15 protein-coding genes are annotated in these 16,456 nt (G+C 68.8%); 12 read left to right on the top strand and 3 right to left on the bottom strand.

The window, feature by feature from the left end:
- From rpsF to ACTHK2_RS18300, 3 genes are all read right to left on the bottom strand, one after another.
- Positions 1 to 143 (bottom strand): 30S ribosomal protein S6 (rpsF, locus tag ACTHK2_RS18310; protein ID WP_440247173.1); only part of this gene is annotated, 143 nt, incomplete at its 3' end.
- A 333-nt stretch (positions 144 to 476) separates the two neighbouring features.
- Complete coding sequence (locus tag ACTHK2_RS18305) at positions 477 to 1,217, bottom strand: hypothetical protein (protein ID WP_440247171.1); 741 nt, start codon at positions 1,215 to 1,217, stop codon at positions 477 to 479.
- Positions 1,214 to 1,549, bottom strand: coding sequence for a HesB/IscA family protein (locus ACTHK2_RS18300; RefSeq protein ID WP_440247170.1), 336 nt, complete (start codon positions 1,547 to 1,549; stop codon positions 1,214 to 1,216). Before ACTHK2_RS18300 ends, ACTHK2_RS18305 begins: the two co-directional genes overlap by 4 nt.
- Before the next feature lie 190 nt (positions 1,550 to 1,739).
- On the opposite strand from ACTHK2_RS18300, the gene asnS reads away from it, so the two are divergent.
- From asnS to ACTHK2_RS18240, 12 genes are all read left to right on the top strand, one after another.
- Positions 1,740 to 3,140 (top strand): asparagine--tRNA ligase, encoded by a 1,401-nt coding sequence (asnS, locus tag ACTHK2_RS18295; protein ID WP_440247172.1) that lies wholly within the window; start codon positions 1,740 to 1,742, stop codon positions 3,138 to 3,140.
- 68 nt (positions 3,141 to 3,208) lie between these two features.
- Positions 3,209 to 3,526 carry a hypothetical protein gene (locus tag ACTHK2_RS18290; RefSeq protein ID WP_440247169.1) on the top strand — a complete coding sequence of 106 codons (318 nt, stop codon included), beginning with the start codon at positions 3,209 to 3,211 and terminating at the stop codon, positions 3,524 to 3,526.
- Positions 3,523 to 3,828 carry a hypothetical protein gene (locus ACTHK2_RS18285; RefSeq protein ID WP_440247168.1) on the top strand — a complete coding sequence of 102 codons (306 nt, stop codon included), beginning with the start codon at positions 3,523 to 3,525 and terminating at the stop codon, positions 3,826 to 3,828. The genes ACTHK2_RS18290 and ACTHK2_RS18285 overlap by 4 nt, the downstream gene beginning before the upstream one ends.
- A gap of 202 nt (positions 3,829 to 4,030) precedes the next feature.
- Positions 4,031 to 4,819, top strand: a complete 789-nt coding sequence (locus tag ACTHK2_RS18280) for an SDR family oxidoreductase (RefSeq protein WP_440247167.1) — start codon at positions 4,031 to 4,033, stop codon at positions 4,817 to 4,819.
- Between the two features lie 34 nt (positions 4,820 to 4,853).
- Positions 4,854 to 5,591: a sulfurtransferase gene (locus ACTHK2_RS18275; RefSeq protein WP_440247166.1), complete on the top strand. Its 738-nt coding sequence runs from the start codon at positions 4,854 to 4,856 to the stop codon at positions 5,589 to 5,591.
- A gap of 175 nt (positions 5,592 to 5,766) precedes the next feature.
- Entirely contained in the window at positions 5,767 to 7,215 is a 1,449-nt protein-coding gene (locus ACTHK2_RS18270) for an aldehyde dehydrogenase (RefSeq protein WP_440247165.1), read from the top strand.
- A 3-nt stretch (positions 7,216 to 7,218) separates the two neighbouring features.
- Positions 7,219 to 7,872, top strand: a complete 654-nt coding sequence (can, locus tag ACTHK2_RS18265; RefSeq protein WP_440247164.1) for a carbonate dehydratase — start codon at positions 7,219 to 7,221, stop codon at positions 7,870 to 7,872.
- Between the two features lie 63 nt (positions 7,873 to 7,935).
- On the top strand, positions 7,936 to 9,375 hold the full coding sequence (locus ACTHK2_RS18260; RefSeq protein WP_440247163.1) for a hypothetical protein: 1,440 nt from the start codon (positions 7,936 to 7,938) through the stop codon (positions 9,373 to 9,375).
- Positions 9,372 to 9,806 (top strand): RidA family protein, encoded by a 435-nt coding sequence (locus tag ACTHK2_RS18255; protein WP_440247162.1) that lies wholly within the window; start codon positions 9,372 to 9,374, stop codon positions 9,804 to 9,806. The genes ACTHK2_RS18260 and ACTHK2_RS18255 overlap by 4 nt, the downstream gene beginning before the upstream one ends.
- Positions 9,807 to 10,190: 384 nt before the next feature.
- Positions 10,191 to 10,718 (top strand): 3-hydroxyanthranilate 3,4-dioxygenase, encoded by a 528-nt coding sequence (locus ACTHK2_RS18250; RefSeq protein ID WP_440247161.1) that lies wholly within the window; start codon positions 10,191 to 10,193, stop codon positions 10,716 to 10,718.
- A 73-nt stretch (positions 10,719 to 10,791) separates the two neighbouring features.
- Positions 10,792 to 12,885 (top strand): FUSC family protein, encoded by a 2,094-nt coding sequence (locus ACTHK2_RS18245; RefSeq protein WP_440247160.1) that lies wholly within the window; start codon positions 10,792 to 10,794, stop codon positions 12,883 to 12,885.
- Between the two features lie 210 nt (positions 12,886 to 13,095).
- The coding region (locus tag ACTHK2_RS18240; RefSeq protein ID WP_440247159.1) for a proprotein convertase P-domain-containing protein at positions 13,096 to 16,456 on the top strand (3,361 nt) is incomplete at its 3' end.

Genomic DNA, 16,456 nt, shown 5'->3' with positions numbered 1-16,456 from the left:
GCGAGCTGGCGGCGGCCCCAGTCCTCGAGGCGGTGGATCTTGCCGTTGTCGCCCTCGATCAGCGCCTTGTAGCGCTCGATCATCGCCGGGACCTGCTCGCTCTGGTCCGGATGGACCAGGAACACGATTTCATAATGACGCATGGTGGCTCCTTGTGGGTACCGCCGGACGGATTTCCGGGCGGCAGCCTCCCGCGGGAACGCGGTGAGGCAAGGTCCTTCGGCACGTGCGGCGGCCGTGCAGGCGCCCCGGACGGACCGAAGGGGCGCGGATACTAATGGAATCAGGGGATTGGCGCAACCGCGCGGGCGCGGCGACGGCTAGCAGGCTGTTGAAAAACAGCCTGCGGATGCGATCCACGGATGGATCGCTCGCGAGTCGACGACGCACGTCGTTGAATCGCGGAAGCGAGTCCGGACATGCGCCGGACTCGCTGAGTTGAAAAAGCGCTGGATAGCGCCTTTTTCAACATCCTGCTAGGGGACCGGTGCTGCGCGTGGCCGCGAGCCGCCAGCCGGCAGCGCCCCGAGCTGCATGCGCGCAATCGCATTGACCGGTAGCACGACCGCGCGCTGCTCCGTGCGGTCGTAGACGAACACGTAATTGGCGACCGCGCCAAGATACGACCAGCCGGCCGGGCCGCGTGCCGCGATATGCTCGTGCTCGCCGTTGAGCCAGACCTCCACCGGCGCACCCTCCCCCCTCCGCACCGCTTCGGCTCGCGACTTCGCGTACAGGCCGACGAAGGTCCAGCCGTACACGGCGACCACGGCGACGTACCCGAGCTGCGTGTACCAGAGCGCACCGACGCGCCACTCGAGCGCGCGCAGGCGCCACGCCTGCCAATGCCCCGCGGTCGGCAACGCCCGTAATTCGTCGATCAGGGCGAGGTGCTTGCGCCGGCTGCGCGCGTTGACCTTGTCCATGAGCCAGCACAACGGGAACGTCGACAGGACCAGTACGAGCGCCATCGGCTGCTGCAGGCCGGCGACCAGGAAGTCGCTGATCTGCGACAGGGTGAGCACGGGGATGCCGAACGCGCGGTAGAACCAGTAGTTGTAGAAGATGCCCGCCATCGCGACGAGCAGGTAGGCTAGCGTGATCGCGACCGCCGGCTCGCGCCGCAGCGTGTCCAGCACGTGCGGCAGCATGGAGAGCAATGCGGAAGCGTGCTCGTCCGGCGCGGGAGCCGCGGGCGACGGCGGGCTCGCGGTCAAGCCTGGGTCTCGACCGTGAAGCTCTCGCCGCAGCCGCATTCGCCGGTCGCGTTCGGGTTGCGGAACACGAAGGTCGCGTTGAGGCCGTGGCGCTCGAAGTCGATCTCGGTGCCGTCGACGAACGGCAACGCCTTGCGGTCGACGATCAGGCGCACGCCGTCCTGGTCGAACACGGTGTCGTCGCCGGCAATGGTCGTCGCGAGATCGACCGTGTAGCCGAAGCCAGAACAGCCGGTGCGCTTGATGCCGAAGCGCACGCCGCAGGCGCCCGGATCCTTCGCGAGGAAGTCCTGCATGCGCTGCCGCGCGGCAGTGGTGAGCTGGATCGTCATGTGTCCTTCGTCGAAAGTGCGGCCGGAGGGCCCTCGCGCGGCGTTCGCCATTGGCGGCATTGCCCTGCCGGATGATAGCGCGGCGCACTGCCGCGCGAGCGATTCCGCTATGATCGCCGATCGTTCTCGGCCCTGCCGAGGTGGGTATTCCGACCGGGAGTTTCAAGGTATGTCCGACGTCGACGGCGACGTGAGGGTGGTGGACGTCAAGCACGCACTGTCGGGCGCGATCGCGCCGGGCAGCAAGGTGCGCATCAACGGCTGGGTGCGCACGCGCCGCGACTCCAAGGCGGGGCTGTCGTTCGTGAACCTCAGCGACGGCTCGTGCTTCGATCCCATCCAGGTCGTCGCACCGGCAGCGCTCGCCAACTACGAAAGCGAAGTGCTTCACCTCACCGCGGGCTGCGCGATCACCGCGGAGGGCGAACTCGTCGCCTCCCAGGGCAAGGGCCAGGCCTTCGAACTGCAGGCGAGCTCGCTCAGCGTGCTCGGCTGGATCGACGACCCGGAAACCTACCCGATCCAGCCCAAGTCCCATTCGCCCGAATTCCTGCGCGAAGTCGCCCACCTGCGCCCGCGCACCAATCTGTTCGGCGCGGTCAGCCGCGTGCGCCACACGATCGCGCAGGCGATCCATCGTTATTTCGACGAGCACGGTTATTTCTGGGTCAACACGCCGATCATCACGACCTCGGACACCGAGGGCGCCGGCGAGATGTTCCGCGTCTCGACGCTCGACCTCATGAACCTGCCACGCACCGACAAGGGCGCGGTGGATTTCAAGAAGGACTTCTTCGGCAAGGAAGCGTTCCTGACCGTGTCCGGCCAGCTCAACGTCGAGGCCTACTGCCTCGCGCTCAGCAAGGTCTACACGTTCGGGCCGACGTTCCGCGCGGAGAACTCGCACACCACGCGCCATCTCGCCGAGTTCTGGATGGTCGAGCCCGAGATCGCATTCGCCGACCTCGCCGAGGACGCGCGCGTCGCGGAGGAATTCCTCAAGTTCATCTTCCGCATGGTGCTCGCCGAGCGCCCCGACGACATGGCGTTCTTCGCCGAGCGCGTCGAGAAGACGGCGATCTCGCGCCTCGAGGCGATCATCGCTTCGCCGTTCGCGCAGATCGACTACACCGACGCGGTCGAGATCCTGAAGAAGTCCGGCCGCAGGTTCGATTACGCCGTCGAATGGGGCGCCGACCTGCAGACCGAGCACGAGCGCTTCCTCACCGAGGAGTACGTCGGCGGGCCGGTGGTCGTTAAGAACTACCCCGAGAAGATCAAGGCGTTCTACATGCGCCTCAACGACGACGGCCGCACCGTCGCCGCGATGGACGTGCTCGCGCCCGGCATCGGCGAGATCATCGGCGGTTCGCAGCGCGAGGAGCGCCTTGACATCCTCGACAAGCGCATCGCCCAGTTCGGCCTCGACCCGAAGATGTACTCGTGGTACCGCGATTTCCGCCGCTACGGCACCGTCCCGCACGCGGGCTTCGGCCTCGGCTTCGAGCGCCTCGTCGTCTACGTCTGCGGCCTCGCCAACATCCGTGACGCGATCCCCTATCCGCGCGCGCCGGGCACGGCGGAGTTCTAGCCGAGCGTCCGCCGCCGCCGTTCGCGCCCATCCATGGCGCGATCCGCGTCCACCGGGAGATCCTTCAAATGCCTGCATCCGCCTGGCACCAGTTCATCTTCATCATGGGCCTCGGCCTCGCCGTCGCCGGGCTGACTACCTACGTCATCATCTGGATGCTCGTCGCCGTACACCTGCGCGAGCGGCACCCGGCCGAGCACGAACGCCTCGGCGGTTTCCTGTTCGCGCCACGCGCATTCGGCTGGTACCTCGCCGGCCGCTACCGCGCGCTGCGCGATCGCGGGCTGAACGCACTCGGCGCGCCCGGCAGCATCGGCGCGTGGGCGATCGTGCTCGGTGCCGTGGCGGCGACCGTCGCCAAGCTGCTGGCGGGAGCCTCCGCATGAGCGCCGATGCCTCACAGTGGTGGCTCGCCGCGCTCGGTGACACCCTGATCTGGGCCCGCCTCGACGTGCTCGACTCGGGCATCGCCGAAGTGTTCGACAACGACGGGCGCGTGCTGCGTTACGACGACGAAACCGCCGCGCGCATGGCCCTGCTCGACGCCGAGTTCCGCGCCTTCGACGGCCTCGACGAGGACGACGCCGCGGCGATGGGCTTCGACCTCGCGGAGATCGAACCGCCTCGGGGCGACAGCGACGAGGAACTGCTCGCGAAGATGGTCCAGAAACTCCCGCCGCGGCATTGAACCTTTCGCGCGACGAGGCCGAGGCGAAGGGCGAAAGACCGAATCACGAAGGACACGAAGGGCACGAGGAAGGAAGATCCACTGGCTGGCTGGGCCACGAGATTCACGAGCGGCTACACCCCCGCCCCCATGGCTCGACTCGATTTTCCTTCGTGTCCTCGCGTTGCAAGCCTTCGCTTTCCACGTAGAACCGGAGCACGACATGAACCTCGACCTCACCGGCAAGCACGCGCTCGTCTGCGGCGGCTCGCAGGGCATCGGCAAGGCGGCTGCGATCGAACTGGCGCTGCTCGGTGCCGACGTGACCCTGCTCGCGCGTTCGCAGGAGCCGCTCGATGCCGCACTCGCCATGCTGCCGACGACGCACGCGAAGCAGGTGCACGCGACGATCGCGGCGGACATGAGCGACCATGCGGCCCTGCGCTTGAAGGTCGAGGCCGCGGCGAACGCACGCGCGATGCACGTATTCGTCAACAACACCGGCGGCCCTCCGGGCGGCACCGCGCATGCGGCCGGCATCGAGGACTACCTCGCCGCATTCAAGCAGCACCTCGTCGCGGCGCAGACCGTGCTGCAGGCGGTGCTGCCGGGCATGAAGGCATCCGGCTACGGCCGCATCGTCAACGTGATCTCGACCTCGGTGAAGGAGCCGATCAGGAACCTCGGCGTGTCGAACACGATCCGCGGGGCGACCGCGAGCTGGGCCAAGACCCTCGCCGGCGAACTCGGCGCGCACGGCATCACCGTCAACAACGTGCTGCCCGGCTACACGCAGACGCAGCGGCTCGAGCAGATCCTCGCCGAGCGCACGCGCGCGACCGGCAAGAGCAGCGCGGAGATCGAACAGGCGATGCTCGCAACCGTGCCCGCCGGCCGGTTCGCCAAGCCGGCCGAGATCGCGGCGGTAATCGCGTTCCTCGCCTCGCCCGCGGCGGCGTACGTCAACGGCGTCAATGTCCCCGTCGACGGCGGGAGGACGCTGTCGCTGTGACGTCGGGGCATCGCGAGCCGGAGCCGAAAGCCGAATGATCCTCAATATCGCCGCCTACCTGTTCTCGCCGGTCGATGACACCGACGCGCTCGCGACGCGCCTGCGCGAACGCGCCGAGGCCGGCGCGCTGCGCGGCAGCGTGCTCGTCGCCCCGGAGGGGCTCAATCTCTTCCTCGCCGGCGAATCCGCCGAGGTGAACGCCTTCCTCGATGCGCTGCGTACCGATCCGCGCTTCGCATCGATCGAGGCCAAGCGCAGCTTCAGTGCGAAGCAGCCGTTCGCGCGCCTCAAGGTGAAGCGCAAGCGCGAGATCATCGCGTTCCGCCGCGATGCCGCGCCCGCGCAGCGCCGCGCTCCGGCGCTTGCACCGGAGCGACTCGCGCGCTGGATCGACGCCGGCCACGACGACCAAGGCCGTCGCGTCGTGCTGCTCGACACGCGCAATCGCGAAGAGGTCGCGCACGGCACTTTCAGCGATGCGCTCACCCTGCCGATCGACAACTTCGTCGACCTGCCCGCGGCAGTGGAGTCGCAACGCGAGGCGCTCGCGGGCGCGACCGTCGTGAGCTTCTGCACGGGCGGCATCCGCTGCGAGAAGGCCGCATTGTGGATGCAGGCGAACGGCTTCGATCGCGTCTGGCAGCTCGGGGGCGGCATCCTCGGCTACTTCGAACGCGTCGGCGGCCACGGCTACGACGGCACCTGCTTCGTGTTCGATGGACGCGTCGCGCTCGGCCCAGACCTGCGGCCCACTCACGACGCGAGCGCATAGTAGTTCTTCGTGTGCTCGGCCTGCTTCGTATTCCAGTCTTTACGCGTTGCCCTGGCGCTGCGGCGGCACGCGCTGCGCGCGTGCCGCCCTGCGTGTGGTGGAAAGCGCGGCGCACCTGACCGCATGCGCCTGCGCATGCGATCATTCGAGGCCGCGACCCGTTAAGCTCTCGCCGATGAAGGAACTCGCCAATCTCGTCGATGGCCGCCTCCAGCCCGCTGCGGGCGGCCGCTGGCTCGACGTGTTCGAGCCCGCCACCGGCACCGTGTTCGCGCGTTGCCCCGATTCCGATGCGGGCGATGTCGACGCGGCGGTCGCCGCGGCGACGCGCGCCGCGCCGGCCTGGGCGGCAACGCCGGCGGAACAGCGTGCGCGCCTGCTCGAGCGGCTCGCTGCGCTGGTGGAACAGGACCTCGACGCGCTCGCGCGACTCGAATCGCAGGACAGCGGCAAGCCGGTCAAGCTCGCGCGGAGCCTCGACATCCCGCGTGCAGTGGCCAACCTGCGCTTCTTCGCCGCGGCGGTCACCCAGTGGGCGAGCGAAGCGCATGCGACCGACGCGCTCGCGCTCAACTACACGCTGCGCCAGCCGCTCGGCGCGGTCGCATGCATCTCGCCGTGGAACCTGCCGCTGTACCTGTTCACCTGGAAGATCGCGCCCGCGCTCGCCGCCGGCAACACGGTCGTCGCCAAGCCGTCGGAAGTGACGCCGTGCACGGCCGCGCGCCTCGGCGAACTCGCGCTCGAAGCAGGGTTCCCGCCCGGCGTGCTCAACATCGTGCTCGGCGACGGCCCGCGCGTCGGCCAGCCACTGGTCGAGCATGCGGGCATCAAGGCGGTTTCGTTCACCGGCAGCACGCGCACCGGCGCGGCGATCGCCGCAGCGACCGCGACGCGCTTTCGCAAGGTGTCGCTCGAGATGGGCGGCAAGAATCCCGCGATCGTCTTCGCCGATGCGGACCTGTCCGACGCGAACCTCGACACGATCGTGCGCTCGGGTTTCGCCAACCAGGGCGAGATCTGCCTGTGCGGCTCGCGCCTGCTCGTCCAGCGCTCGATCTGGGACGCTTTCGTGCCGCGCTACCTAGAACGCGTGCGCGCGTTGCGCGTCGGCGATCCGAACGAGGAAACGAACGACCTCGGCGCGCTGGTCTCCGCGGCGCATTTCGCCAAGGTCACCGGCTGCATCGAACGCGCGGTCGCCGATGGCGGCCGCGTGCTGCTCGGCGGCGAGGCGCTGCGCATCGGCGGCCGCTGCTCGGACGGCTGGTTCGTCGCGCCGACCGTGATCGAGGGCCTCGGCAACGACAGTGCGACCAACCAGGAAGAGATCTTCGGTCCGGTCGTGACGTTGCTGCCATTCGACGACGAGGACGAAGCGCTCGCCATCGCCAACGGTACCGGCTACGGCCTCGCCGCGTCGCTGTGGACGCGCGACCTCGGCCGCGCCCACCGCATCGGCGCGAAGCTCGAGTTCGGCATCGTCTGGATCAACTGCTGGCTGCTGCGCGACCTGCGCACGCCGTTCGGCGGCGTGAAGAACTCGGGCGTCGGCCGCGAAGGCGGTTTCGACGCGCTGCGTTTCTTCACCGAACCTAAGAACATCTGCATCCGCCTGGGCTGACCAATGCACGATCTCAAGGATTTGCTCGACCGCAACCGCGCCTGGTCCGATTCGCTGGTCGCGAACGACCCGCAGTTCTTCCGCCGCCTGTCCGAGCAGCAGGCCCCCAAGTACCTGTGGATCGGCTGCTCCGACTCGCGCGTGCCGGCCAACCAGATCATCGACATGGCGCCGGGCGAGGTGTTCGTGCACCGCAACGTCGCCAACGTCGTCGCGCACACCGACCTCAACTGCCTCAGCACGATCCAGTTCGCGGTCGACGTTCTCAAGGTCGAGCACATCATCGTGGTCGGCCACTACGGCTGCGGCGGCGTGCTTGCCGTACTCCAGGAACAACGGCTCGGCCTCGTCGACAACTGGTTGCGCCATGTCGACGACGTGAAGCACAAGCACGCCGAAGCGTTGGCACAGGTGGCCGACCCGCAGCAGCGGCATGCGAGACTGTGCGAGCTGAACGTGCTCGAGCAGGTCATCAACGTGTGCCAGACCACCGTCGTGCGCGACGCGTGGGATCGCGGCCAGGACCTCACCGTGCACGGCTGGATCTACAGCCTGCGCAACGGCCGCGTTCGCGACCTCGCGATGCACGTCGCGAACACCAACGAGCTCGCCCGCGCCGCGGCCGCGGCCCTCGCCCTCGTCAACGAGCAGGTTTAGGGCTGGCGCATCGACGATCCGGGTGGTATCACGAATCCACGAACCGAACGGACGATCCCGACGATGCGTACCCCCGCCACCTTCGCCCTCGCCGCACTGCTGCCCTGCCTCGCGCACGGCGCGGAACCGGAAACGCTCTCGCCGTACCAGTGGGCGCAGGCACAGAAGGCCGCCTTCGAGAAGTCCGAGAAGGTGTACACCGAAGCGCTCAAGCGCACCGGCCTCCTCTCCCAGTACCGCGCGATGCGCGATGCGTATCGCAGCGACAACAATCGCGCGTTCCGCATCGTGTTCGGCCAGTACCTCAGCTGGTACCAGAGCTTCGTCGGCGACTACGTCGGCGCGCACGATTCGTATTCGATCCGCCAGCTGCCGGCGTCGGACGACGCGCCCTCGCCGCTCAAGGGCAGTTACACGGCCAAGCCGGCGATCGAGGCGATCGCGGCACTCGCGAAGGGCCGCAAGGCGGTGTTCTTCAACGAGGCGCACAACGTGCCGCTCACGCGCACGGTCACCGTCGAGCTGCTGCAGAAGCTGCGCGATGACGGCTACGACACGTTCGCCGCCGAGACGATCTACGCGAGCGACCCGGACCTCGAGAAGCGCGGCTACCCGACCGACAAGAGCGGCTTCTACACGATGGAGCCGATCTGCGCGGAGATGGTACGCACCGCGATCAGGCTCGGTTTCAGGATCGTCGCCTACGAGAGCGAAAAGGAAGGCAACGGCGACGTGCGCGAGTACGACCAGGCGAAGAACCTCTACGAACGCGTGTTCAAGGCGCATCCGGACGCGCGGCTCGTCGTCAACGCCGGGTACGCGCACATCCAGGAGAACGGCAAGTACCTCGGCGGCAGGAGCATGGCGCAGCACTTCCGCAAGCTCAGCGGCATCGACCCGCTCACGGTCGAGCAGACGATGCTGATCGAGCATCCGCCGGGCACCGAGAACCATCCGTACTACCACGAGGTCGTCGACAGCCTGCATCCTAAGACCCCGATCGTGTTCGAGAACGCGAAGGGCGAGCCGTGGTCGCTCAAGCCCAAGGCCTACGACGTGAGCGTGTTCTTCCCGGTCGACGAGATCCGCGACGATCGCCCGACCTGGGCCGACCTCGACGGCCTGCGCTTCCCCTACTTCGTCAATGGCAGCGTCTGCCAGAACCAGTTCCCCTGCCTCGTCGAGGCACGTTATGCGGACGAAGGCGAAGGTGCGATTCCGGCCGACCGCCTCGTGCTCGACCCGGTCAAGGGCGCCGAGCGCCTGCAGGACCGCCTGTCACTCGGCCAGGCCGTGGTGCACGGCATCCTCTACCTGCGCCCCGGGGGTTACCGCGTGACGGCGAGCGACGATTCCAACCGGCAGATCTCAAAGAGCACCGTCACGATCGGCGCCGACGGCAAGGTCGTGCGGCGCGGCGGTGAACCGCGCCCGAGTTGCTACACGGGCATGACGCAACCGCGCGGCGAAGCCGCCGCGGAGCCCTGCGAGCAGGGCGCATGATGGGTGACGCGATCCGCACCGATGCCGCGCCTGCGCCGGTCGGCGCCTATCCGCACGCGCGCCGCGTCGGCGACCTGCTGTTCCTTTCCGGCGTCGGCCCGCGCACGCCGGGGAGCAATGTGATCCCCGGCAACGTGCACGACGCGGACGGCAAGCTCCTCGCGTACGACATCGAAGCGCAATGCCGCCAGGTGTTCGCCAATGTGCGCGCCGTGCTCGAGGCGAGCGGCGCGCGCTGGGAAGACCTCGTCGACGTGACCGTATTCCTCACCGACATGGCGCGCGATTTCGCCGCGTACAACCGCGTCTATGCCGAGTATTTCCCCGACCCCGCGACCGCGCCATGCCGCACGACGCTGGGCATCACCGCCTTGCCGACGCCGATCGCGATCGAGCTCAAGTGCATCGCTCGAGCGAGGGCTGAAGGCTGAGGGCTGAAAAGCCGGCCCCGCGGCAACGCGGCGGTGTGGGAGCGGCTTCAGCCGCGATGCTCTCCCTCGCACGACGAACGCTTGGCGTCCCTTGCAGGAGCCCATCCAGTGGGCGACCGCAGCGTCGGGTGCGCCGAGGCGCAAGGGTCGCGCAGCGGCTGCGCTCCAGAGGTGATGTGCGCCGCGCTCGTGTGGGAGCAGCTGTCTTCGCGGCCACCCTCGAGGACGACGGCCCATCGACTCCGAACTGCGGTCTGCGCTCAGGGCGAACGGAGGAAAGGTGGTCCCGCCGTGCGCGTGCTTCTGCGGGAGCCCTCACCCCAAGCGTCGCACTCCGATGTCGCCGGCGATAAACTCCGGCTTCGCGCCTGGGAAAACGCCGTGATGCTGCCTGCACCCTTCAACCTGCAAGCCTGGATCGACGAACACCGCCACCTGCTCAAGCCGCCGGTCGGCAACAAGTGCATGTACGCGGGCGACTTCATCGTGATGATCGTCGGCGGCCCGAACCTGCGCACCGACTACCACTGGGAGGAAGGCCCCGAGTTCTTCCACCAGCTCGAGGGCGAGATGGTCCTGCGCATCCAGGAGGATGGTCGCGTGCGCGACATCCCGATCCGCGCCGGCGAAGTGTTCCACCTGCCGCCGCGCGTGCCGCACTCCCCGCAACGCATGCCCGGCTCCATCGGACTCGTGGTCGAGCGCAAGCGCCTCGCGCACGAGCAGGACGGCCTCATGTGGTTCTGCGAGCGCTGCAACCACAAGCTGTACGAGGAGTTCTTCCATCTCCTCGACATCGAGAACGACTTCCCGCGCGTGTTCGAGCATTTCTACCGCTCGGTCGAGGCGCGCACCTGCGACGCCTGCGGCCACCTGAACCCGGCGCCGGAGAAATACGCGTTCGAGGGATGAAACCGCTGCACGCGCGATCGCTGGTGGCGCGGACGCCCTGTGCAGCCCGCCGCGGCTGCCGCATCATCCGCGCATGCTACGCAGCCTGATCGAAGTCAAGCCGCGCGACGGGCCGCTGCGCGTGGCGGTGCGCAATGCGGCCGCGGTCGTGCTGCCACTCGCGCTCGGCATCGCGAGCGGCCATGTCGAGGCCGGGCTCGGCGTCGCCGCCGGCGCGCTCAATACGATGTTCACCGACCAGCCGGGCCCGTACCGGCTGCGCATGCAGCGCATGCTGCTGACCGCGTTCGCCGCCGGCCTGTCCGCATTCCTCGGCAGCCTGATCGGCCCGCATACGGGCCTGCTCGTGATCGCGAGCCTCGTCTGGGGCGTCGGCGGTGGGCTGCTCGTCGCGCTCGGTCCCGACGCCGCGCGCGCGGGGCTCACGAGCATGATCCTGCTCGTCATCACCGCCGCGCAGCCCCGTCCGCTCGACGGCGCGCTGGCTGCGGGCGCGCTCATCGTCGGTGGCGGCGTGCTGCAGACGCTGTTCGCGATCGCGGCGTGGCCGCTCCAGCGCTACCGGCCCGAGCGGCATGCGCTCGCCGAGATCTGCCGCCAGCTCGCCGCGAGCGCCCGCGGCATTCCCGATCGCGCGCAGGCGCCGCCCGTCACGCAGGCGCTGATCGACGTCGAGCACATGCTGCACGGCGCGCACCGTGCGCGCGGCGAGATCATGGAGACGTTCCGCGTGCTGGCCGAACTGGTCGAACGCATGCGACTCGAGCTGCTCGCGCTGGTCGACCTGCGCGTCGACCTCGCCGACCGCGACGCCAGCGCGACGCTGGGCCGCACGCTCGAATATGCGGCGCGCACGCTCGAAGCACTCGCCGCCGCTCTCGAGCGCGGCATCAGCCCGCTCGCCGGCGCAGCGGCCATGGAAGGCCTCGAAGCGACGCTCGACGCGCTCGCCGAGCTGCGCGACCGCGCGCAACCAGCGCCGCGCGAACTGGTGATCGCGCTCGCGCGCGCGCAGGGGCTGGCCGGCCAGCTGCGCGCGATGCTGCGCAACGCGAATTTCGCCGGCAGCCGCGGCGAAATCCGCGCGCAGATCGCCGAAGCCGAGCTGCCTCGCGCACTGCAGCCGCGCAGCTGGCTGGCCACGTTGCGCGCGAACGTCGCGATGTCGTCGGTGGCCTTTCGCCACGCGCTGCGCTGCGGCACCTGCCTCGCGCTCGCCGTCGCGGCCGAACGCATCGCCGGCCTCGAGCACGGCTACTGGATCCCCATGACGATCGCGATCGTGCTCAAGCCCGATTTTGCCGGCACGCTGCAGTTCGGGCTGCTGCGTGTCGCCGGCACGCTGCTCGGGCTCGTGCTCACGACCGCGCTCGTTCATTACGCGTTCGGCGGGCCGTGGGAAGAACTCGCCCTGCTCGGCGCGCTCTGCATCGGCTTCCGTCTGCTCGTCACGGTGCACTACGGGCTCGGCGTGATGATGCTGACCGGCGTCGTCGTGATCCTGCTCGCGTTCGGCGGCATCGCGCCCGGAGAGACGATGGTCGCACGTGGCATCGCGACGGCAATCGGCAGCGCCGTCGCGCTGCTGGCCTACGCGCTGTGGCCGACCTGGGAACGGCGACGCGTGCGTCCCGCGCTCGCGGCGATGCTCGATGCGTACCGCAGCTACTTCGCGACCCTGCTGCGCGACGACGCCGCCGCGCACGTCGCCACGCGCACGCTCGCGCGCAGTGCACGCACGAATGCGCAAGCCTCGATCGCCCGCCTGCGCGGCGAGCCGCGGCCCGACCACCGCCTGCTCGCGTTCGCCGACGGCCTGTTCGCCAACGCCAACCGCTTCGTGCGCGCGTGCATGGCGTTCGAAGCGGTGCTGCAGGACGCACGCGACCTGCCCGAGCGCGACGCACTCGTGGCGTTCGCGACGCGCATCGCGCTCAGCCTCGAGGCACTCGCCACCGCGTTGCGCGAGGGCACCCCACCCGCGCACGCGTCCGACCTGCGCGCCGAGGAGCGAGCGCTCGCGGCGCGGCTCGAGGCGGCGGCCGGCGAGAAGGACGCCGGCGTCGCCGCCGAAGTCGTCGAAGCATTCGATCGCATGACCGACAGCATCGATACGCTCGCGCATCTCGTCCTGCAGGCGGATCGCTCCCTGCATCGCCCGGCATAGGCCGCTCGAACTCGCTGCTCAGCGCCTGAAACTGGCATTCGCGCGCCTCGTGGCGCGTGCTACCGTAGTGCCCGGCGCAAGCGCGCCTTGGGGAAATCCTTCGTCGTAAACCTCGTCGGGCGTCGGTCCACCGCCCGCTGCGGACGTCGCGCGGGCGACGGCAGCGAGCGACCACGCACCGGCTTCGCCAATGCTTGGGGAGATCGTTCGATGACACTGATACACCGTGGCGCGACGCGTTCGCGCGCGATGACATCGGCGAACGCGTTGCTCGCGTTCTGCCTCGCCCTGCTCGCCGGGGTCGCGTTCGCGATCCAGCCGGTGGCACCCGACCAGCGCGCCGCGCATCCGAAACTGCCGCGCGCGTTCGTCGCGCCGGACATCGAGGTGCAGCCCGAGCTCGAGGCGACCGAATCGCTCGCGATCGGCCAATCGCGCGCCGAAGCGGGCGCGTTCGTGCAACGCTACGGCGGCAGCTGGGAGATGCGCTGGGACCGTCGCGCCGACCGGCCGAATCTCGTCCAGGGCAGCGGCATCGCGCTCGTGCCGGGGGCCGGCAATTCGCTCACGCTGGCCGGACTCGGCCTCGCCGCCGATGAACCGATCGACCTGGCATTGGTGGAGACGCGCCTGCAGGACTTCATCGCGGCGAACGAGGACCTGCTGAAGACCAAGGGACTGGAATTCGCGCTCGATCCGGACAGCAGCATCGCCTACGGCAAGAACGATTCGCACTGGTTCGTCGAGTTCGCGCAGTACAAGGACGGCGTGCGCATCGAGGGCGCCAACCTGTTCTTCCGCGTCGCGGCCGGCAACATCGTGCAGTTCGGCAGCTACCGCGTCGCGCCGGTGTCCATCGACGTGCAGCCGGTATCGACGCGCGAGAATGCGCTCGATCTCGCCCTGCGCGAGATCGCCTTCCCGGCGGGCACGCGTATCGTCGACCTGCTCGAGGCCGGTGAACTGCTCGTACTCCCGATCGCGCCGGCCGGCGAGGATCGCTACGCGAACTACTTCGGTTCGGCCGGCAACGGCTACGCGCATCGACTCGCGTGGCGCTTCGTGTTCCGCGTCGACGACGACCAGGCGACCTACCAGGTGCTCTTCGATGCCAAGACCAATCGCGTGATCGAAGTGCGCGACCTCAACGACTACGTCAATGCGACGGTCACCGGCGGCATCTACCCGACCACCAATTCCGATGCCGAAGTGGTCAAGCCGATGCCGTTCGTCGCGGTCACGAATGGCGGCGCCAAGGTCACCGACGCGCTCGGCATCTACGACTATTCCGGCGGCACGGCGACCACGGCGCTCGACGGCAAGTACTTCAGGATGGTCGACAGCTGCGGCTCCATTTCGCTGTCCAATTCCAGCGACGGCAACCTCGCACTCGGCACGAGCGGCGGCACCGACTGCACCACGCCGGGCGTCGGCGGCGCCGGCAACACGCACGCCTCGCGCACCGGCTTCTACCACCTCACCAACATCAACCGGAAGGCGATCACGTTCTTCCCGTCCAATGCCTGGCTGCAGAGCAAGGTGACGGCGAACATGAATCTCAACCAGCTGTGCAACGACTACTGGGACGTCAGCACGCTGAACTTCTTCCGCTCCGGCGGCGGCTGCTCCAACACGGGCGAGATCGCCGCGGTGTTCCTGCACGAGTGGGGCCACGGCATGGACACCAACAGCGGCGGCGCGGCGAGCGAGTACGGCAGCGGTGAAGCGGTCGGTGACACGTTCGCGTTCCTCGAGACGAAGGATTCGTGCATCGGCAAGAATTTCGAGCCCGGTTCGCCGTGCCCGAACTGCCCTGCTTCGTGCACCGGCGTGCGCGACGTCGGCGCGTTCAGCACGCTCGGCGCCGCCACCGTCGCACGTCCGTCCACGGTGACCGACAACGCCGGCATCAACTGCGACCAGTACATCGGCGGCACCGGCGTCGCCTGCCCCTACATCCATCCGACCGCGTTCGTGGCCTACCAGGGCCCGATGGGCTACGAGGGCCACTGCGAGAGCTACATCGCGAGCTCGGCCAACTGGGACCTCGCGCAGAAACTGGTCAGCAAGTGGGGAACGACGCAGGGCTGGAGCGAGATGGACCGCATCTGGTACGGCAGCCTCACGCCGAGCAAGAGCGCCTATCGCATCGCCAGCGGCGGCCAGTGCAACCCGTCGGCGAACATCGACGGCTGCGGTTCGAACAACTGGTACACGGTGTTCCTCGCCGCCGACGACAACGACGGCAACCTCGCCAACGGCACGCCGAACGGCTGCCGCATCTGGGACGCGTTCAGCGCCCATGGCATCGCCTGCGGCGTGCGTCCCGTGTGCAGCTCGGACGCCCCTGATTTCACGCTCGCGATCGTCGAGGCGAGCCAGAGCATCTGCGCGCCGGCCAGTACCACCTACACGATCCAGGTCGGCAGCCAGATGGGCTTCTCCAATGCGGTGACGCTCGCCGCGAGCGGCCTTCCTGCCGGCGTCAGCGCGTCGTTCTCGGTCAATCCGGTCGTGCCCGGCGGCAGCTCGATCATGACGCTGACCGCCAACGGCTCCGCCGTCTCCGGCACCTCGACCATCACGGTGAACGGCACGGCGACCTCGAGCCCCGGCCACTCCGCGACGAGCCAGCTCGTGATCACCACGGGCGCACCCACCGCGGCGACGCCGACGACGCCGGCGAACGGCGCGAGCGGCGTCAGTACGTCACCGACGCTGGCCTGGAGCGCCGGCACGAACACCGCCTCGTACACGATCGAAATCGCGACCGACGCCGCGTTCTCGACCATCGTGCAGACGCTGCCGGGCATCACCGCGACGAGCACCGCGGTCACCGGGCTCTCGCCGAACACGACGTACTACTGGCGCGTGAAGAGCCTGAACGCGTGCAGCACGACGACATCCGCGACGGCGAGCTTCACCACCGCGAACATGATCTGCCGCGCGCCGCACGCCTCGATCCCGGACAACAGCTCCGCCGGCGTCACGGATTCCCTCGTCGTCGCCGACGCTTCGACGATCACCGGCCTCAAGCTCTCGATCAAGGCAGCCCACACCTATGTCGGCGATCTCACCTTCACGCTGAGCAAGGGCAGCAGCGTCATCGTGATCAACCGCCCCACCAACGGCAACGGCAGTTGCAGCGGCAACGACATCGACGTCACGCTCGACGATGCCGCGACCACTACGGTGCAATCGCAATGCAACACGACTCCGCCGGCGCTCTCGGGCACGCTCAAGCCGAACGCGCTGCTCGGTACCGCGTTCAATGGCCAGTCGCTGACGGGCACGTGGAGCCTCAAGGCGGTGGACGCTGCGGGGCAGGACACCGGTACGCTGGATGAGTGGTGCCTGATCCCGGCCACGAAGGGCGGACCGACGACCTACACCGTCGGCGGCAACGTCGGTGGCCTCACCGGCAGCGGCCTCGTGCTGTCGCTCAACTCCGGCGCGCAGCCGCGGCCGGTCACCGCCCACGGAGCATTCACGTTCCCGAGCGGCCTCGCCAACGGCGCGGCGGACACGGTCACGGTCGGCACGCAGCCGAGCGGTCAGCCCTGCTCGGTCC

The sequence above is a fragment of the Dokdonella sp. genome (assembly GCF_051958935.1).
Classification (GTDB): Bacteria; Pseudomonadota; Gammaproteobacteria; order Xanthomonadales; family Rhodanobacteraceae; genus Dokdonella_A.
Note: the sequence above shows the minus strand (reverse complement) of the source record. Positions and strands in the feature narration are given on the sequence as shown.